The organism is Arsenicicoccus sp. oral taxon 190, from assembly GCF_001189535.1.
Lineage (GTDB): Bacteria > Actinomycetota > Actinomycetes > Actinomycetales > Dermatophilaceae > Arsenicicoccus.
Genome location: NZ_CP012070.1, coordinates 3,044,705 through 3,062,717, shown reverse-complemented (window position 1 = coordinate 3,062,717; position 18,013 = coordinate 3,044,705). Strand labels below are relative to the sequence as shown.

The following is an 18,013-nucleotide window of genomic DNA, read 5'->3' as shown; positions in this document are numbered from 1 at the left end:
CGCCCTGTGGACAACGGATCGGGTTGTCGGGGCTGCCTGTGGATGACGCCGGACGGTGACGGTGCGGGCGGCATACCCTCCTGGCATCAGCCGAGCAGGAGGTGTCCCGGGCATGAGTTCGTATGCCGTCCACGTCGCGCCCGTCCTCGACGGCGGCGACCGTCTGTGCAGCGCCGCCGACGCGCTGGCTCCCGTGCGGGTCGGCCCCGGCGCCGAGTCCCTCGCCGACGCCCTGCCGGGCAGCGCCAGCGCCGCGGTCGCCACCGAGCTGGCGCAGCTGCTGGACCGCCGTCTCGCGCTGCTGCACCGGACCACCACGTCGCTGGGGGCGGCCTGGCGCGAGGCCGGGGCCGCCTACGCGCAGTGCGAGGACACCGTCACCGCCGCGATGGATGACGCGCGATGACCACCGTCGAGCAGGTCCGGCGCTGGTCCGCCGCAGGCGTCCGGGACGCGGGCGCCCAGCTGAGCGCACGGGCGGCCACCCTGGAGGGCACGGCCGCGCGCCTGCCGCTCCCGGACTCCCGGTGGCGTGGCGACGCCGCCGACGCCGCGCACGTGGGCCTGGAGCAGGTGCGGACGGACGCGCTGGCCCAGGCCGCCGACGTCGCCGCGGTGGCCGAGGCCGTGGTCGCCGCCGCGGGCCGTCTCGACCAGCTCGCGGCGGGGCTGCGCCAGCTCGAGGAGTCGCTGCGCGCGGACGGCTTCGAGCTGACCGACGACGGCCGGGTCCTGGACCTGCGGCCGTGCCTCCCCGCCGGGGAGGCCGTGTGGTCCGGCGCCGAGCGAGTCGAGCTGCGCACCGCCGCCGAGGGCGACGTGAGGGCGCTGCTGGCCACCACCGACGACGTCGACCAGTCGCTCGCGCACGCCCTCGCCGGCATCGGCGCCGGGACCGTCACCGCCACGCAGGCCGTGTGCCGCCCCGGCGTGCTCTCCGCCTCCTCGGTCACCGCGTCTCCCGCCTCGCGCGAGGCCGATGTGCGTGCCCGGGCCCACCAGGTGGTCGGGCACGTCGCCGCGCACACCCACAAGTGGGGGCAGGGTCCGGTGATCGAGTCGGCACGCCGGCGCTACGTCGAGGACGAGGCCTTCGCCACCGTCGTCGACGACTACGGCGACCACGGCGACGCGGGCATGCTGGCCCGCAACGTGCTGCTGGCGACCGACGACCAGGAGCTGGCCCAGTGGGTCTACACCCACCCCTACGACTGGGCCCACGAGGCCGCTCCCTTCGAGTCGCCGGACGGTGCGCCCTACGTGATGGACATCCCCGTCGAGCACAGCACGCTCACCGAGTGGGCCCGGATGGCGACGACCGTGTCCAACGGCTACCTCGACGCGCACCGGCCCCGCATCGCGCGCGAGCCGCGGCCGGACCCCAACGCCCAGGAGCTCGCCCGCAACCGCGCGGCCCACGACGCCTTCGGCAAGGTCACCAACCGGGCGTACGCCGAGATCGGGCGCAAGGCCGAGCAGATCGTGACCGGTCACGCCTACGACAAGCACGTGCTGGGCCTCAACAAGAAGGGTCAGAAGGTGTTCGAGCCCGACCTGCCCGAGATGACCTCCCGGGCCCAGCTCGTCGACCGCACCTTCGAGGTGCTCTACGACCAGCCGCGGATCGAGCTGGCGGCCGGCCGGGCATACCACCTCGACCCGGTCGACCAGCACATCGTGATCGTCAACGAGCGTGCCGCCGACGGCGGGACCTCCTTCCGGATCACGAAGGAGGGGTACGAGAAGGAGCTCCTGACCAAGGACGCTGCCCAGCGCGCCACCGAGGGGCTGCCGCCGACCCCGCCGCCGCAGACGGCCGTCGCGGACCTGCACCGCGTCTACCTCGAGCGCAACCCGATCCTGCCGGAGCGCTCGATCGCACCACGACGACAGGTGGAGCACTGGGAGGTCGCGATGGAGTGGCCGTGGGCGAGGAAGGAGTCGCGATGAAGCTGCTGGCGCAGCAGGACGACGCCGTGGCGGTGTCCATGCACGACCTCGAGGCGGAGGTGCTCGCGACCGCCGCGCGCGAGGTGGAGTTCATGGCCCTGGTGGACCCCGACGCGCTCGGCAGCCTGAGCGTGACGGGACGCGCGCTGCGGGCCGACCTGGCCGAGTGCCGTCGCCTGACGACGGGCCTGATCCCCGGGGACCCGGACCAACGGGTGCTGGAGCTGTGGGGGATGCTGCGGTCGCCGACACCCCAGGCGCTCGAGCCGCCGGACCCACGGGTCGCGGACCTGCTGCAGCGGCACGGGCCTCGGTTGCCACCGGCCTACGCGCAGCGGGTGCAGGAGGTCCTGGACCGGCACAGCCCCGCGATCGCCCTGCTCCTGCTGCTGCACGGGTTGAGCGAGGCGGGCACGATCCTGGACGAGGACGACTACGAGAGCTGCCAGCTGCTCGGAGCTCGTTACCTCGCGAGCGGGTGCTACTCCGCCGCGCTGCGGTCCTGCTGGGCGCGGCTCGGGCAGGGACGCAGCGACCAGCTGCGGGCGGAGGCGCTGACGACCGAGCTGCCGCTGACCGGACGCTGCCTGCTCTACCTCGACACGGTCGACGGTCGCCTGCACGTGCGGGTGTCGCGGACCCGGCTGCCGGAGCTGCTGTCCCTGGCGTCGCTGGCGCGCGACAGCATCCACCCCCGCGACGAACGCTTCCCGGAGCACTACCGCCGCGGGCTGGACCGGCTCCACACCGACGTCGGCGTGGTGCTGCGCTACCTCGACTCCGGACCGGTGCAGCGCACGCTGTGGCGGTGGGGGGCGGGGCGCTAGCGCCGTCGACGGCGGCCCTCAGCGGCGCCGGGCAGCGGGGCCCGCGCTCGCCGGGGTGACCTTGACGGCCGCCCACGCCCGCGTGACGGCGTCGAGCTCGACCGAGCCGGCGCCGTAGCGCGCGGACGCGGCGTCCATGGTGGCCCGCGCGAAGGTGGCGAAGTCGCAGTCCTGCGGGATCCGCACCCCGTGCGCGGCCGTCAGCACGTCCCACCACACCTGCCCGGCGCGCTCCCACGCGTGACCGCCGAGGGTCGTGGCGACCAGGTAGAAGGCGTGGTTGGGGATGCCGGAGTTGATGTGGACGCCGCCATTGTCGTGGGCAGGGTCGTTGTCGTGGGGCAGGTCGACGTAGTCGTCCATCGTCGCCGGCTGCGGGTCCTTGCCCAGGGCAGGGTCGTCGTAAGCCGTGCCCGGCGCCTTCATCGAGCGCAGCGCCACGCCGCGGACCTTGGGGGTGAAGATGCCTGCCCCGATCAACCAGTCGGCCTGGCCGGCGGTCTGCCCGAGCGCGTGCTGCTTGGTGAGCGAGCCGACGACGTCGGAGATCGACTCGTTGAGCGCCCCGGACTGCCCGACGTAGGTCAGGCCCGCGGTGTACTGCGTGACGCCGTGCGCCAGCTCGTGGCCGATCACGTCGATCGAGTCGGTGAACGACGCGAAGTAGACGCCGTCGCCGTCGCCGAAGACCATCTGGGTGCCGTCCCAGAAGGCGTTGTCGTAGTCCCGGTCGTAGTGGACGCTCGCCACCAGCGTCAGCCCCTTGCCGTCGAGGGAGTCCCGGCCGTAGGCCTCGGCCAGCAGGGCGTAGGTGGCGCCGAGCCCGTCGTAGGCCTCGGTGACGGACTCGTCGGGCGTCGGCGGCTCGCCCTCGGACCGCACCAGGCGGCCCGGCAGGTCGGTCCGGTGCTCCGCGTCGTGCAGCTCCCGGTGGGGACTCATCGGGTGCGCGGGGCTGGCGGGGGGCGCCGGCTGCGGCCGACGGGGCCGCCCCTTGCCGACGTGCAGGCTCATGCCCCCGGGCAGCCGGGGCTCGGGCCTGGTGGTGCGCACCTCGCGTGCCCCCCGCTGCTCGGCGTCCCGCTGCAGGGTGCGGCGGGACGCCTCGACGACGCGGCGCTCGGGCGCCTCCGCGACGAGGTGCCGCAGCAGGTGCGGCGGGACGATGCCGCAGCGGTGCGGCAGGACGGGGGCGGGGGGCTGCAGCGGCGTCGTCATACGGCCACTATGGACCTGGCCGCTGACAGACCCCCGGGCTGCGGGGTCCCGGCCGTGGGCACGGCAGGCCGTCCCAGGATGCGGACCCCGGCCGGGCGCCAGGTGGACGGGGACGGCGCATCGCCATACGGTCTGGATCGTGCGTATGCGGAACGCGGCCTGCTGGGCCCTGCTTCTTCGCTGCCGCGGCGAGGCCCTCTAGAGACGGCCGCCCTCGCCGCGGAGCTCGCTCTGCTCGGCCGTCGAGCACGACAGCGACCAGCGAACTGTGAGGCACCAGAGCATGATCCACCCCCAGCAGCCCACGCCGATGCCGGTGGGCAAGTACACCCCCTTCCACGAGCAGATCACCGTCGACCTGCCCGACCGCACCTGGCCCGACAAGGTGATGACCACCGCGCCGCGCTGGTGCGCCGTCGACCTGCGCGACGGCAACCAGGCGCTGATCGACCCGATGAGCCCGGAGCGCAAGCTGCGGATGTTCCAGCTGCTGGTGCAGATGGGCTACAAGGAGATCGAGGTCGGCTTCCCGAGCGCCAGCCAGACCGACTACGACTTCGTCCGCCAGCTGATCGAGGGCGGCCACATCCCGGACGACGTGACCATCCAGGTCCTCACCCAGTGCCGCGACCACCTGATCGAGCGGACGTATGACGCCCTCCGCGGCGCCAGGCAGGCCATCGTCCACTTCTACAACTCGACGTCCGTGCTGCAGCGCAAGGTCGTCTTCGGCCTCGACCAGGACGGCATCGTCGACATCGCGCTGCAGGGCGCCCGCCTGTGCAAGAAGCTCGAGGAGACCATCCCCGACACGACGATCTACTACGAGTACTCCCCGGAGTCCTACACGGGCACCGAGCTGGACTTCGCCGCGCGGGTCTGCAACGAGGTCATCGAGGTCATCGACCCGACGCCGGACCACAAGATCATCATCAACCTGCCCGCGACCGTCGAGATGGCCACGCCCAACGTCTACGCCGACTCGATCGAGTGGATGAGCCGCCACCTGGACCGCCGCGAGTCGGTCGTGCTGTCGCTGCACCCGCACAACGACCGCGGGTCCGGGGTGGCCGCCGCCGAGCTGGGCTACCTGGCCGGCGCCGACCGCATCGAGGGCTGCCTCTTCGGCAACGGCGAGCGCACCGGCAACGTCTGCCTGGTCACCCTCGGCATGAACATGTTCAGCCAGGGCATCGACCCGCAGATCGACTTCTCCGACATGGCCGGCATCCGGTCCGTGGTCGAGCACTGCAACCAGCTGCCGGTGCACGAGCGCCACCCGTATGGCGGCGACCTGGTCTTCACGGCCTTCTCCGGCTCGCACCAGGACGCGATCAAGAAGGGCTTCGACTGGATGGCGCGGGAGTCGGCGTCCTCCGGCAAGGACATCGACGAGCTCGTGTGGGGCGTGCCCTACCTGCCGATCGACCCGCACGACATCGGCCGGTCCTACGAGGCCGTGGTCCGGGTCAACAGCCAGTCGGGCAAGGGCGGGGTGTCCTACATCCTCAAGGCCGAGCGGGGGCTGGACCTGCCGCGCCGCCTGCAGGTGGAGTTCTCCGGGGTCGTGCAGGCCCGCACCGACACGCAGGGCGGCGAGGTCACGCCGGCCGAGCTGTGGGCGGTCTTCGAGGACGAGTACCTCCCCGCCGATCGGCGCTGGGGACGGTTCGCGCTCAAGGGGATCCGCACCGACGACGAGGGCGAGGCGGGCCGCGGCACGTGGAGCTTCCGGCTCGACGACCGTGGCACCGAGCAGGTCCTGTCGGGCAGCGGCAACGGCCCCATCGCGGCCTTCACGGACGCGCTCGGCGCCTACGGCGTGGACGTCCGCGTGCTCGACTACGCCGAGCACGCGATGTCCGCGGGTGGCGACGCGCGGGCCGCGTCCTACGTCGAGTGCGCGGTGGGGGAGCGCGTCCTGTGGGGCGTCGGCCTGCACGAGAACATCCTGCGCGCGTCCATCGAGGCGGTGGTCTCGGCGGTGAACCGCGCCGAGCGCTGACCGCTCGTGTGCGCTGGATCGTGTGTGCTGAGGACCGCGGGAGCCCTGGAGGGCTTGCCCGCGGTCCTCTGCTCTCGAGGTCAGATCTGGCACCTTAGATCGGTTAGTGGGCCAGATCTGGCCTCTCTTGGGGTCGGCTTGCTATTCTTGCCGTATGGCGAGCCCCACCCCGCGTCCCGTGACCCGTGCCCTGGGGGCCACGGGTGAGGCGCTGCGCGGCTGGCGGGTCCTGCAGGGGCTGACCGTGGGGCAGGTCGCTGACCGGGCCGGCATCTCCGAGCGCACCGTCAAGCGGCTGGAGGCCGGCGAGGGCGCCGCGCTCGAGCACTTCCTGCGGGTGGCGCGGGCCCTGGGCCTGCTCGACCAGGTGGTCGCGGCCGTCGACCCCCTGCAGAGCGACCTCGGCCGGATGCGCGCGGACGAGCTGCTGCCGCGGCGCCCCCGGCGTCGGCCTGGTGGCGGCCCGTCATGACGAGCGTGGAGGTCTTCCTCGACCCCGCCGTGAGGGTCGGCACCCTGCACGTCCACCGGGCTCGCGGTGCGGAGTCGGCGAGCTTCACCTACGACGCGGACTATCTGGGTCGGCCGGGCGCCTACGCCCTGGAGCCGGCGCTGCCGTTGCGGTCAGGGGCCTTTCACCTCTCGGGTCGCCTCTTCGGCGCGTTCGCCGACAGCAGTCCCGACCGGTGGGGGCGCACCCTCGTGCGCCGAGCCCTCGCCGAGGCGGCCCGCGCGGCAGGCGAGACGCCACGCCAGCCAGGGGAGGCCGACTTCCTGCTGGGCGTGCGTGACGACCTGCGCCAGGGCGCCCTGCGCTATCGGGTGCCGGGCGACCCGGCCGGCGCCTTCCGGGCCGACGCGGCGGACGGCGTCCCCGTCCTGACCGAGCTCGGCACGCTGCTCTCCCTGGCTGACAGGGTGCTCGCCGACGAGGCGGACCTGGCCGACCTGCGTCGCCTGGTCGGCGCCGGCTCCTCCCTCGGCGGCGCCCGCCCCAAGGCCCACGTCCTGCTGCCCGGCGGCACCGTCGGCATCGCGAAGTTCCCCTCCGAGGCGCACGACGAGTGGAATGTCATGGCCTGGGAGAAGGTCGCCCTCGACCTGGCCGCCGCCGCCGGCATCGCCGTCCCCCCTTCCCAGCTCGTGCCGGTCGCCGGCCGGGACGTGCTCGTCGTCGAACGCTTCGACCGGCGTGCTGCCGGGCGGCGGGACTCTGGGGAGCGGATCGGTTACGTCAGCGCCATGACGATGCTGGAGGCCACGGACGGCGACCGAGCGAGCTACCTGGACCTCGCCGAGGTCATCGAGGAATCCTCCCCGCGCGCCGCCGCCGACCTCGAGCAGCTGTGGCGCAGAGCGGCATTCGGCGCCCTGATCAACAACACCGATGACCACCTGCGCAACCACGGCTTCCTGCGCGACAAGGGCGGGTGGGTCCTCTCACCCGCCTTCGACCTCAACCCGACGCCCTTCCGCACACCCTTCGCCACCGACATCGCCGACCCGGGCGACGGAGGGTCCATCCCCGCCCTGCTCGACGTCGCCGACTACTTCCGCCTGAGCCGGGAGCGGGCGACCCAGGTCCTCGCCGAGGTGTCCAGTGCGGTGGCGGGGTGGGGCCGCGCAGCGGCGTCATACGGCATCGGCGAGCGGGAGCGAGCCCGCCTGAGCTCGGCGTTCACCGCCTGAGCCTCAACGCACCCCGCGCGGACGGAACTGGATCGAGATGCGCGGCCCCACCGCCGTGCTGCTCTTGGGGATCGCGTGCTCCCACGTCCGCTGGCACGACCCGCCCATGACGACCAGGTCGCCATGGCCGAGGCTGAACCGGTGCGCCGTCGCCCCGCCGCCGCGCGGGCGCAGCGCCAGGGTGCGCGCTGCCCCGACCGAGACGATCGCGACGATGGTGTCGTGCGTCGAGCCGCGGCCGACGGTGTCGCCGTGCCAGGCGACCGAGTCGGCACCGTCGCGGTAGAGGCAGAGGCCGGCGCTGGTCAGCGGCTCGCCCAGCTCGGGCAGGTAGTGCGCCGAGAGGCGGTCGCGCAGCTCGTCGAGGAGCGGGTCGGGGAGGGACTCGCCGGACCCGTAGTACTTGGTGAGGCGGGGGACGGCCACGACGTTGTCGTACATCTGACGGTGCTCCGCGTGCCAGGGCACCACCTCGACGAGCCGGTCGAAGAGCTGCTGGGAGCCCTGCAGCCAGCCCGGCAGGTGGTCGACCCAGGCGCCGCGGGTCAGCTCGGTCCGCCGCACCCCGTCAAGCGGGCCGGGTGCGCACTCCTCGGCGAGGTCGAAGATGGAACCCTGAAGTCCGATCATGCGTTCGATCATACCCCGGACATGCGTCGGCCGGCGGCCCGGCGACCACCCCCCCATTGGTCACCAATGACGTCCCAGGCGCCCGCGTGAACGATCCAAACCGTGATTGGTGACCAATGGCGGCAGAGTGGGGGCGGGTCGGGAGCGTCGCGCCTGGATGTGGGGACCCAGGGGCGACAATGGGGTGATGGCGCTCTACCGGGATCAGGCGGTGGTCCTGCGCACCCACAAGCTGGGTGAGGCGGACCGCATCGTCACGATGCTCTCCCGGCGCCACGGCAAGATCCGCGGCGTGGCCAAGGGCGTGCGTCGCACCAAGTCCCGCTTCGGCGCGCGGCTCGAGCCGTTCATGGTCGTGGACGTCCAGCTCTACCAAGGGCGTTCGCTCGACACGGTGACGCAGGTCGAGACCCTGGGTGCCTACGCCGACACGATCATGCGCGACTACGGCGCCTACACGGCGGCCAGCGCCATGGTCGAGACCGCCGACCAGCTGACGGTCGAGCACGAGCCCAACGCCCAGCAGTTCATGCTGCTCGCCGGCGCGCTCCGCAGCCTCGCCAACCAGGAGCACGACAGCGGCCTGGTCCTGGACGCCTACCTGCTGCGGGCCGTCGCGACGGCCGGGTGGGCGCCGAGCTTCGACGAGTGCGCCCGGTGCGGCGCGCCCGGTCCGCATCGCGGCTTCAACCTCGCCTCCGGCGGTGCCGTATGCCGCGACTGCCGCCCCCCGGGGTCCGCCGCCCCGAGCCCCGCCACCATGGTGCTGCTGTCGGCGCTGCTGTCCGGCGACTGGGACCGCGCCGACGCCAGCGAGGCACGGCACCGCCGCGAGGGGGCCGGCCTGGTGGCGGCGTTCGTGCAGTGGCACCTCGAGCGCGGGGTACGGTCCTTGCGGTTGGTCGAGCGAGCATGAGGAGCGAGGCGTGGCACTGAGGCGCAGCAGGGTCGAGCCCTACCGCGGCGAGATCCGGCACCCCTTCCCGCACCCGAGCGGCGCCCGGCCGCCCGCCATACCGCGTGAGCTCGTCCCGCAGCACGTCGCGGTCGTCATGGACGGCAACGGCCGGTGGGCCAACCAGCGCGGGCTGCCGCGGACGCAGGGGCACGAGGCGGGGGAGGCGAGCCTGCTCGACGTGGTCGCCGGCGCCATCGAGATGGGCATCCCCAACCTGTCCGCCTACGCCTTCTCCACCGAGAACTGGCGGCGCAGCCCCGACGAGGTGCGCTTCCTCATGGGCTTCAACCGCGACGTGATCCACCGGCGCCGCGACCAGCTCGCCGAGTGGGGCGTGCGGATGCGGTGGGTGGGGCGGCGCCCGCGCCTGTGGTCCAGCGTCATCAAGGAGCTCGAGCACGCGCAGGACCTGACCCGCGACAACGCCGTGCTGACGCTCTACTTCTGCGTCAACTACGGCGGGCGCGCCGAGATCGCCGACAGCGTCCGCCGGATCGCCGAGGAGGTCGCGGCCGGTCGGCTGTCGCCGCGCGGCATCGACGAGCGCACGGTCGCGCGCCACCTGGACTACCCGGACATGCCGGACGTCGACCTCTTCCTGCGGTCGTCGGGGGAGCAGCGCACGAGCAACTTCCTGCTGTGGCAGAGCGCGTATGCCGAGATGGTCTTCCTCGACACCCTGTGGCCCGACTTCGACCGGCGTGACCTGTGGCGGGCCGTGCAGATCTACGCCGAGCGGGACCGGCGATACGGCGGGGCGGTCGACACGCCGCAGTGAGGCCGGCGGGCGGTTCCGACATACGGCCGATTATGCATAGACATGCATTGATTCGTATGCTGAACCCATGCCCAAGGTCCTCACCTCCCTCCCGGTCGGCAAGCGCGTCGGCCTGGCGTTCTCCGGCGGCCTCGACACCTCGGTGGCGGTCGCCTGGATGCGCGAGAAGGGCGCCGTGCCCTTCACCTACACCGCTGACATCGGCCAGCCCGACGAGCCCGACATCGAGGGGGTGCCGAGCCGCGCGATGGAGTATGGCGCCGAGGCCGCCCGCCTCGTCGACTGCCGCCCGCAGCTGGTGGAGGAGGGCCTGGCCGCGCTGACCTGCGGGGCCTTCCACATCCGCTCGGCGGGTCGCTACTACTTCAACACCACCCCGCTCGGGCGCGCCGTCACCGGCACGCTGCTGGTGCGCGCCATGCGCGAGGACGACGTGCACGTGTGGGGCGACGGGTCGACCTTCAAGGGCAACGACATCGAGCGGTTCTACCGCTACGGGCTGCTGGCCAACCCGGGGCTGAAGATCTACAAGCCCTGGCTCGACGCGGAGTTCGTCGAGGAGCTGGGCGGGCGCCAGGAGATGAGCGAGTGGCTCTCGCACCGCGACCTGCCCTACCGCGACGCCAAGGAGAAGGCCTACTCCACCGACGCCAACATCTGGGGCGCCACCCACGAGGCCAAGACCCTCGAGCACCTCGACACCGGCCTGGAGTCCGTCGAGCCGATCATGGGCGTGAAGTTCTGGGACCCCGCGGTGGAGATCGCGACCGAGGACGTGAGCGTGCGGTTCGAGCAGGGGCGGCCGGTGGCCATCAACGACCAGGGCTTCGCGAACGACGTGGAGCTGGTGCTGGAGGCCAACCGGATCGGCGGCCGCCACGGCCTCGGCATGTCCGACCAGATCGAGAACCGCATCATCGAGGCCAAGTCGCGCGGCATCTACGAGGCGCCGGGCATGGCGCTGCTCTACATCGCCTACGAGCGGCTGCTCAACGCGATCCACAACGAGGACACCCTCGCGGCCTACCACGACATGGGTCGCCGGCTCGGGCGCCTGATGTACGAAGGGCGTTGGCTGGACCCGCAGTCCCTGATGCTGCGGGAGTCCGTGCAGCGGTGGGTCGGCTCCGCCGTGACCGGCGAGGTGACCCTGCGGCTGCGTCGCGGCGAGGACTACTCGATCCTGGACACCGCGGGCGACGGCTTCAGCTACCACCCCGACAAGCTGTCGATGGAGCGGACCGAGGGCGCCGCCTTCGGACCGGTCGACCGGATCGGCCAGCTGACCATGCGCAACCTGGACATCGCCGACTCCCGCTCGCGGCTCGAGCAGTATGCCGGGATGGGGCTGCTCGGCGTGGCCCAGGGCAGGCTGATGGGCGAGCTGGAACCCGGTGGCGCCGAGCGCATCTCCCGGGACCGTCGCTACCTCGAGGCGGACGAGGACGTGGAGAGCCTGGACCACGCCGCGATCGAGTTCGGTGTGGACTGACGACGACGGCGCGCGGCATACGGCTGGGTCCGGTCTGGGGTTGTGTCCCCGGTCTGGCAGCGTGTCCCCCGTCTTGGGCTGCAGCCCGAGACGGGGGACGGCCATGCAGACGCGGCACGGCCGCCGAGACCCGGGATGGTGCGGGGAGCAGCGGTCGGACGTGGGAGGGTGGGGCGGTGATCGAGTACAAGACCCCTGGGGAGATCGAGGCGATGCGGCCGGCCGGTCGGTTCGTGGCCGAGGTGCTGGCGACGCTGCGGCGCGAGGTGGGCGTCGGCACGGACCTGCTCGACATCGACGCGCGGGCGGCCGGCCTGATCCGGGAGCGGGACGCGGTCAGCTGCTACGTGGACTACCACCCGAGCTTCGGCGACTCGCCGTTCGGGCACGTGATCTGCACCAGCGTCAATGACGCTGTGCTGCATGGGCTTCCGCACCGTTACCGCTTGCGAGACGGGGACCTGGTGTCGCTGGACTTCGCGGCGGCCGTGGACGGGTGGGTGGCCGACAGTGCCATCAGCTTCGTCGTGGGGGAGCCGGCCGAGGCCGACCTGGCACTGATCGACACGTGCGAGCGCGCGCTGGCCGCCGCGATCGGCGTGGCCCAGGTCGGCAACCGGCTCGGGGACATCAGCGCGACCATCGGCGAGATCGCCGCGGCGGCGGGCTACGGCGTCAACACGCAGTTCGGCGGCCACGGGGTCGGGCGCACCATGCACGGCGAGCCGCACGTCCCCAACGACGGTCGCCCCGGTCGCGGTCTCGTGCTGCGCCCCGGCCTGGTCATCGCCGTCGAACCCTGGCTCATGGCGGGCACCGACGTCCTCGCCAAGGACCGCGACGGGTGGACGCTGCGCAGCGCCGACGGGTCCCGCACCGCCCACGTCGAGCACACGATCGCGATCACCGAGTCCGGCCCGCTGGTCCTGACCGACCGGTCCGCGGTGGGCTGAGCCCGCGGACGCCACGACCGTATGCCGCAGCGCCGCGCCGCTCGGCGACGAGGTGGGGCGGCGGGCGGAGCGGCATACGGGCTGGGGCCTAGGCTCGAGGGACCCGATGACGAGGAGGGCTCGACGATGAGCGACCAGCAGGCGTTCCAGGACTGCTACGACGAGGACGTCGCGCACTGCTACGGCTGCGGGCGGCTCAACGAGGCGGGGATCCAGCTCAAGAGCTACTGGGACGGCGAGGGGACGGTGGCGCGGTTCACGCCGAGGCCGGAGCACACGGCGATCCCGGGATTCGTCTATGGCGGGCTGCTGGCGTCGTTGATCGACTGCCACGGCACGGGGTCCGCGGCGGCCGCGGGGTCTCGGGCGGCCGGCGTGGATCCGGCGACCGAGCCGCTGCTGCGGTACGTGACGGCGAGCCTGCAGGTGGACTACCTGGCGCCGACGCCGATGGGGGTCGAGCTCGAGGTGCGGGGGGTGATCGAGCAGGTCAAGGGGCGCAAGGTCATCGTGGAGGAGACCGTCTCGGCGGGGGACACCGTGGTCGCGCGCGGGCGCGTGGTGGCGGTGCAGATGCCGGACTCGATGGGCTAGGTGAAGAGGGGCATGCGGGAGATGCGGTCGAAGGCCTCGGCGCACCGCTCGACGGACACCGTCATCGCGAGCCGCAGGTAGCCCTCGCACGACTCCCCGAAGGCCGTCCCCGGGATCGTCAGCACGTGCGCCTCCTCGAAGAGCCGCCGCGCCACCTCCTCGCACGGCAGACCCGTCTCGGACACGTTGACCCACAGGTAGATCGAGCCCTTGGGCCGCAGCGCCGACATGCGCGGCGTCGCGCACACCCGCTCCCACGCGTAGCGCATCCGCTCGGCGTAGAGCTCCTTGATCGGCGGCTGGATCTCGTGGCGGCGACGCAGGGCGTGCAGCGCGGCGCGCTGGGAGATGGCCGGCGCGGTGAAGACGGCGTTCTCGTTGACGTCCTTCATCGTGCGGATGATCGCCGGGGGAGCGATGACTTAGCCGATGCGCCACCCCGTCATGACGTAGTCCTTGCTGAACGACCCGAGCGCGATCGTACGCTCCGCCATGCCGGGCAGCGTCACGATCGGCAGGTGGGGCTCGTCGTAGGAGTAGAGCGGGTAGATGTCATCCGCGATCACCACCAGGTCGTGCCGTATGGCGATCTCCGCCACCGCCTCGAGCGTCTCGCGGGAGAAGCACGCCCCCGTCGGGTTGGTGGGGGAGTTGAGGATGACGGCGCGGGTCCGCTCGGTGATCAGGGCCTCGAGCCGCTCGGGGCGGACCTGCCACTCCTCGGCCTCGTAGGTCGGCAGCGCCACCGGGACGCCGCGCGCGAGCCGGATCTGGTGGGGATAGGGCGTGAAGTAGGGCTCGTGGATGATCACCTCGTCGCCGTCGTCGAGGATCGACTCCAGCGCGAGCCACATCCCGTGGCAGGCGCTCGTCGTGACGAGCAGGTCCGACAGCGGCCGCTCGTGGGAGTACTCCTCGGCGTAGAACGCGAGGATCTCCCGCCGCAGCTCGGGGTCGCCGTAGGTGTCGGTGTAGTGCGTGTGCCCTGCCTTGGCGTCGGCCGCCGCCGCGTCGATCACGCCGGCGTCCGTGGTCAGGTCCGGGTCGCCGAGCGAGAAGGAGATGACGTCGTCGAACCTGCTCGCCAGGTCCACCGCGGAGCTCATCGGGGTCGACGCCGCGCCGCGGTAGCGGGAGGAGACGAGCCGGTCGGGGTCTGCGGCCGTATGCCGCCGCGGGGTCGCCGTCATGCCGGCAGCTCCTCGAGGTCGTCGACGTCCGGGTCGACGTTGGGGACCACCTTGTGGGGGTCGGTGAGGTGGGCGACGACATGCGACACCAGGCCGACGGCCATGCCGATCATGATCGGGTAGTTGCCGCCGATGGAGAAGTCGGCCTCGCCGCTCACCCGGCCGTAGACCATCGTGGACGCGACGGCGAGGAAGCTGAGGGCCAGGGAGACCAGGCCGGCGCGCGGGCTGACCCGCTTGAGGACGAAGGCCGCGAAGACGGGGATGAAGACGCAGCCGGACAGGAAGCCGTAGGACAGGTCGAGCGCCTTGAAGATGTCCTCGATCAGCACCGACAGCACGATGATGACCAGGCCGAGCGCCAGCGCGATGCCGCGGTTGATCCACACGTCCCGGGCGGTGTGGACCCGACCGGTGGCGTCGACGTGGGCCTCCTCGACCTCGGCGTGCTTCTCGCCGCGCACGAAGCGCAGGTAGAGGTCGTTGTAGACGACCGTGGAGGCCGCGAGGATCGTCCCGGAGGCGACCGACATGGCGGCGGCCATGGCGGCTGCGAGCAGCAGCCCGGCGAGCCCGGCCGGCAGGAAGCTCACGACGCCGACCTCGAAGACCAGCCCCGGCTTGGCGACCGTGATGCCGGCGGCGAGGACCGCCATGCCGAGCAGGATCGCGGCGAGGGCGTAGGCGATCGAGTAGAACCCGGCCGACAGGGTGCCGGTCTTGGCGACGCGCTCGTTCCTGGCGGTGAAGACGCGCTGCCAGATGTCCTGGCCGATGACCAGGCCCGGGACGTAGAGCAGGATCCAGTAGAGGGTGCCGGCGAAGCCGTAGGCCCCGAGGTCCCAGTGGCCCGCGGGCACCTTGTCCACCAGACCGCCGAGGCCCCCCACCCGGGGGTCGGCGAGGACGAAGATCGGGGCGAGCAGCATGACGCCGAGCGTCTTGATGACGAACTGCACGATGTCGGTCAGGGTGACCGACCACATCCCGCCGAGGAAGGTGTAGAAGACCACGACGACGCCGGCGTAGACCATGGCCAGCCGGGTGTCGATGTCCAGGATCCCGGCGAGGATCGACCCCATCGCGACGACCTGGACCACGGACAGCGCGACGGTGTAGATGATGGTCAGCACCGCCCCGAAGACCCGCCACTCCGTCAGCGGGGGAGCAGGCGCACCAGGACGACGGCCACGCCGACGAGCAGCACCGCGACGCGCATCAGCTTGGCGTTGGTCGACGCGTAGGGCCAGACCAGGTAGAGCAGCCACGCGACGAACAGGATCGCGGCCGCGAGCAGCACCCACCCCACGGGCGGCCCCACCAGCGCCGCGAGCACCAGCAGTGCCAGCCACACGATGGTGGTGGCCCAGGTCGGCAGGCCGGCGAGGGCGGTCACGGCGGGGGTGCTGGCGCGTTCGACGGAGTCGCGCACGGGATGGGGGTTGCTCACCCGCTCAGCCTACCGACCGCCCCGGTCGCGTCGAGGACCACGGTCCCACGACGAGTTTTCGTGCGGTTTGCCCCATCTTCACCTCTCGGCTGTGTCACGCTGGATGTATGGCGAAGCAGCTGCGGGCCCTGCACGACGTGGAGATGATGTCCACGTCGGCGGAGGCGCGCGCGGCCGCGTTGCACTACGTGCGTCGGGTCACCGGCGGGGCCGGGCCGCAGCCGCAGCACCGCGAGGTCTTCGAGGAGACCGTGCTCGAGATCGCGGTCGCCACCCAGCGCCTGATCGACCAGCTCAGCAGCGACGCCCAAGGAGCGGGGGGCGGGTCCTCGCGCGGGACCGGGCTGGGGCACGACGAGGCAGCGGCGGGCTGACGGCGGTCAGACAGCACGACCGGGAATGATCCGGGCCATCCCTGCGTTAGGCTGGTTGAAAGTTCAACGACCAGCGTGGAGGAGGACCCAATGCAGCTTGGCATCTTCACCGTCGGCGACGTGACCCAGGACCCGACGACCGGTCGCACCCCCACCGAGCACGAGCGCATCGACGCGATGACCCAGATCGCGCTCAAGGCCGAGGAGGTCGGCCTCGACGTCTTCGCGACGGGGGAGCACCACAACCCGCCGTTCGTGCCGTCGTCGCCGACGACGCACCTCGGCTACATCGCCGCCAAGACCGAGCGGCTGCTGCTCAGCACCGCGACCACGCTGATCACGACCAACGACCCGGTCAAGCTCGCCGAGGACTACGCGATGCTGCAGCACCTGTCGGGCGGCCGCGTCGACCTGATGATGGGGCGCGGCAACACCGGCCCGGTCTACCCGTGGTTCGGCAAGGACATCCGGCAGGGCATCCCGCTCGCCATCGAGAACTACCACCTGCTGCGGCGGCTGTGGCGGGAGCCGGTCGTCGACTGGCAGGGCCAGTTCCGCACGCCGCTGCACGGCTACACCTCGACCCCGGCGCCGCTCGACGGCACGCCGCCCTTCGTGTGGCACGGGTCGATCCGCAGCCCCGAGATCGCCGAGCAGGCGGCCTACTACGGCGACGGGTTCTTCCACAACCACATCTTCTGGAACAAGGAGCACACCGAGCAGATGGTGGCGCTCTACCGCCAGCGGTTCGAGCACTACGGCCACGGCGCCGCGGACCAGGCGATCGTGGGGCTCGGCGGTCAGGCCTTCATGGCCGGGACCGAGGCCGAGGCCAAGCGCCGCTTCCGGCCCTACTTCGACGTGGCGCCCGTCTACGGCCACGGCCCGTCCCTGGAGGAGTTCACCGGCTACACGCCGCTGACGGTGGGCACGCCCGAGATGGTCATCGAGCGCACCCTGGCCTCGGCCGACTACGTCGGCGACTACCAGCGCCAGCTCTTCCTGATGGACCACGCGGGTCTGCCGCTGGAGGTCGTGCTCGAGCAGATCGAGATCCTCGGCCGCGAGGTCGCCCCGGTGCTGCGGGCGGAGTTCGACCGCCGTCGCCCCGCGCACGTGCCGAGCGACCCGCCCACCCACGCCTCGCTCGTGGCCGCCGGCCCCGAGTCCCCGCACCACCTCGTCGTGCCCGCCCGCTCCCGTGAGGAGGAGACCGTATGACGCGCCGCATCACCGTCGTCACCGCCGGACTGTCCACGCCGTCCTCGACCCGGCTGCTCGCCGACCAGATCGCCTCGGCGGTCACCGCGCAGGTGACCGCCCGCGGCGAGGCGACGCAGGTCGAGGTGATCGAGCTGCGCGAGCTCGCCACCGACCTCGCCCAGCTCATGACCAGCGGTGGTCGCTCGACCCCCGCCCTGGACCGGGCCCGCGAGCTCGTGTCGGGAGCCGACGGCCTGATCGCCGTCACCCCTGTCTTCAGCGCGAGCTACGCGGGGCTGTTCAAGATGTTCGTCGACAGCCTGTCGCCGGACGCCCTCACCGGGATGCCGACGATCATTGCCGCCACCGCGGGCACGCCCCGGCACTCGCTCGCGCTGGACTTCGCGATGCGCCCGCTGTTCACCTACCTGCGCGCCGTGGTGGTCCCCACCGGGGTGTTCGCCGCCACCGAGGACTTCGGCGGCGGGGAGGCCGGGGCCGGGCTGTCGTCCCGGGTGCGGCGCGCGGCCTCGGAGCTGGCCTCCCTGGTCGTCGCGGAGTCCGGGGCGGTGGCCGGCTTCGCCGAGGGCGAGCAGGACCACGCCCCCACCCGCCCCGCCCGGTCCTCGGGCGTCGGCCTCGGGGCCGTCACGCCGTTCGAGCAGCTGCTCGCCGGCCACCGCGGCTGAGCGCGAGGGGGTG

Annotated in this window: 18 protein-coding genes and 1 pseudogene; 14 read left to right on the top strand and 5 right to left on the bottom strand. The window is 72.3% G+C overall.

The annotated features are described in order from the left end of the window. Nucleotides 1-112: 112 nt before the first annotated feature. The 3 genes from ADJ73_RS14260 to ADJ73_RS14250 are packed head-to-tail and all read left to right on the top strand — an operon-like array spanning nucleotide 113 to nucleotide 2,777. Nucleotides 113-406 carry a hypothetical protein gene (locus ADJ73_RS14260; protein WP_050348818.1) on the top strand — a complete coding sequence of 98 codons (294 nt, stop codon included), beginning with the start codon at nucleotides 113-115 and terminating at the stop codon, nucleotides 404-406. Further along, on the top strand, nucleotides 403-1,950 hold the full coding sequence (locus ADJ73_RS14255) for a hypothetical protein (protein WP_050348817.1): 1,548 nt from the start codon (nucleotides 403-405) through the stop codon (nucleotides 1,948-1,950). Before ADJ73_RS14260 ends, ADJ73_RS14255 begins: the two co-directional genes overlap by 4 nt. After that, on the top strand, nucleotides 1,947-2,777 hold the full coding sequence (locus ADJ73_RS14250; protein WP_050348816.1) for a hypothetical protein: 831 nt from the start codon (nucleotides 1,947-1,949) through the stop codon (nucleotides 2,775-2,777). The genes ADJ73_RS14255 and ADJ73_RS14250 overlap by 4 nt, the downstream gene beginning before the upstream one ends. A gap of 18 nt (nucleotides 2,778-2,795) precedes the next feature. Here the strand turns inward: ADJ73_RS14250 and ADJ73_RS14245 are convergent, their stop codons facing one another. After that, nucleotides 2,796-3,995 (bottom strand): M4 family metallopeptidase, encoded by a 1,200-nt coding sequence (locus ADJ73_RS14245; protein ID WP_050348815.1) that lies wholly within the window; start codon nucleotides 3,993-3,995, stop codon nucleotides 2,796-2,798. A gap of 283 nt (nucleotides 3,996-4,278) precedes the next feature. Here ADJ73_RS14245 and leuA point away from each other — a divergent pair, with 283 nt between their 5' ends. From leuA to ADJ73_RS14230, 3 genes are all read left to right on the top strand, one after another. Further along, on the top strand, nucleotides 4,279-6,000 hold the full coding sequence (gene leuA, locus ADJ73_RS14240) for a 2-isopropylmalate synthase (protein ID WP_050348814.1): 1,722 nt from the start codon (nucleotides 4,279-4,281) through the stop codon (nucleotides 5,998-6,000). A 154-nt stretch (nucleotides 6,001-6,154) separates the two neighbouring features. Beyond that, complete coding sequence (locus ADJ73_RS14235) at nucleotides 6,155-6,472, top strand: helix-turn-helix transcriptional regulator (RefSeq protein WP_050348813.1); 318 nt, start codon at nucleotides 6,155-6,157, stop codon at nucleotides 6,470-6,472. Beyond that, a complete protein-coding gene (locus ADJ73_RS14230) occupies nucleotides 6,469-7,689 on the top strand; it encodes a type II toxin-antitoxin system HipA family toxin (protein WP_050348812.1) in 1,221 nt (406 codons plus the stop codon). Before ADJ73_RS14235 ends, ADJ73_RS14230 begins: the two co-directional genes overlap by 4 nt. Nucleotides 7,690-7,692: 3 nt before the next feature. On the opposite strand, the gene ADJ73_RS14225 is transcribed toward ADJ73_RS14230, so the two are convergent. Continuing rightward, nucleotides 7,693-8,319 carry an alpha-ketoglutarate-dependent dioxygenase AlkB gene (locus ADJ73_RS14225; RefSeq protein WP_050349485.1) on the bottom strand — a complete coding sequence of 209 codons (627 nt, stop codon included), beginning with the start codon at nucleotides 8,317-8,319 and terminating at the stop codon, nucleotides 7,693-7,695. A 187-nt stretch (nucleotides 8,320-8,506) separates the two neighbouring features. Here ADJ73_RS14225 and recO point away from each other — a divergent pair, with 187 nt between their 5' ends. The 5 genes from recO (at nucleotide 8,507) to ADJ73_RS14200 (ending at nucleotide 13,094) form a co-directional block, all read left to right on the top strand. Next, the gene (gene recO / locus ADJ73_RS14220) at nucleotides 8,507-9,235 is read left to right on the top strand and encodes a DNA repair protein RecO (RefSeq protein ID WP_050348811.1); all 729 of its coding nucleotides are present in this window, start codon (nucleotides 8,507-8,509) and stop codon (nucleotides 9,233-9,235) included. A 10-nt stretch (nucleotides 9,236-9,245) separates the two neighbouring features. After that, the gene (locus tag ADJ73_RS14215; RefSeq protein WP_253272593.1) at nucleotides 9,246-10,055 is read left to right on the top strand and encodes an isoprenyl transferase; all 810 of its coding nucleotides are present in this window, start codon (nucleotides 9,246-9,248) and stop codon (nucleotides 10,053-10,055) included. Between the two features lie 67 nt (nucleotides 10,056-10,122). After that, nucleotides 10,123-11,547 (top strand): argininosuccinate synthase, encoded by a 1,425-nt coding sequence (argG, locus tag ADJ73_RS14210; RefSeq protein ID WP_050348810.1) that lies wholly within the window; start codon nucleotides 10,123-10,125, stop codon nucleotides 11,545-11,547. A gap of 176 nt (nucleotides 11,548-11,723) precedes the next feature. Continuing rightward, the gene (map, locus tag ADJ73_RS14205) at nucleotides 11,724-12,500 is read left to right on the top strand and encodes a type I methionyl aminopeptidase (protein ID WP_050348809.1); all 777 of its coding nucleotides are present in this window, start codon (nucleotides 11,724-11,726) and stop codon (nucleotides 12,498-12,500) included. A 126-nt stretch (nucleotides 12,501-12,626) separates the two neighbouring features. Then, the gene (locus ADJ73_RS14200) at nucleotides 12,627-13,094 is read left to right on the top strand and encodes a PaaI family thioesterase (RefSeq protein ID WP_050348808.1); all 468 of its coding nucleotides are present in this window, start codon (nucleotides 12,627-12,629) and stop codon (nucleotides 13,092-13,094) included. Here ADJ73_RS14200 and ADJ73_RS14195 read toward each other — a convergent pair. From ADJ73_RS14195 to ADJ73_RS17350, 3 genes and pseudogenes are all read right to left on the bottom strand, one after another. Further along, nucleotides 13,091-14,200: pseudogene (locus ADJ73_RS14195) on the bottom strand (aminotransferase class I/II-fold pyridoxal phosphate-dependent enzyme). The gene ADJ73_RS14200 and the pseudogene ADJ73_RS14195 sit on opposite strands and share 4 nt — an antisense overlap. An 80-nt stretch (nucleotides 14,201-14,280) precedes the next feature. Continuing rightward, entirely contained in the window at nucleotides 14,281-15,417 is a 1,137-nt protein-coding gene (locus ADJ73_RS14190; protein WP_050348807.1) for a sodium:solute symporter family transporter, read from the bottom strand. Nucleotides 15,418-15,440: 23 nt separating this feature from the next. Beyond that, nucleotides 15,441-15,734 carry a DUF6703 family protein gene (locus tag ADJ73_RS17350; protein ID WP_216593645.1) on the bottom strand — a complete coding sequence of 98 codons (294 nt, stop codon included), beginning with the start codon at nucleotides 15,732-15,734 and terminating at the stop codon, nucleotides 15,441-15,443. 107 nt (nucleotides 15,735-15,841) lie between these two features. Between ADJ73_RS17350 and ADJ73_RS17215 the strand changes: the two genes are divergently transcribed. The 3 genes from ADJ73_RS17215 to ADJ73_RS14170 all read left to right on the top strand — a co-directional run bounded on the left by ADJ73_RS17215 (nucleotide 15,842) and on the right by ADJ73_RS14170 (nucleotide 18,000). After that, complete coding sequence (locus tag ADJ73_RS17215; RefSeq protein ID WP_050348805.1) at nucleotides 15,842-16,108, top strand: DUF2277 family protein; 267 nt, start codon at nucleotides 15,842-15,844, stop codon at nucleotides 16,106-16,108. Nucleotides 16,109-16,198: 90 nt separating this feature from the next. Then, on the top strand, nucleotides 16,199-17,329 hold the full coding sequence (locus tag ADJ73_RS14175; RefSeq protein WP_050348804.1) for an LLM class flavin-dependent oxidoreductase: 1,131 nt from the start codon (nucleotides 16,199-16,201) through the stop codon (nucleotides 17,327-17,329). Continuing rightward, nucleotides 17,326-18,000: an FMN reductase gene (locus ADJ73_RS14170; protein ID WP_050348803.1), complete on the top strand. Its 675-nt coding sequence runs from the start codon at nucleotides 17,326-17,328 to the stop codon at nucleotides 17,998-18,000. The genes ADJ73_RS14175 and ADJ73_RS14170 overlap by 4 nt, the downstream gene beginning before the upstream one ends. Nucleotides 18,001-18,013 lie beyond the last annotated feature (13 nt).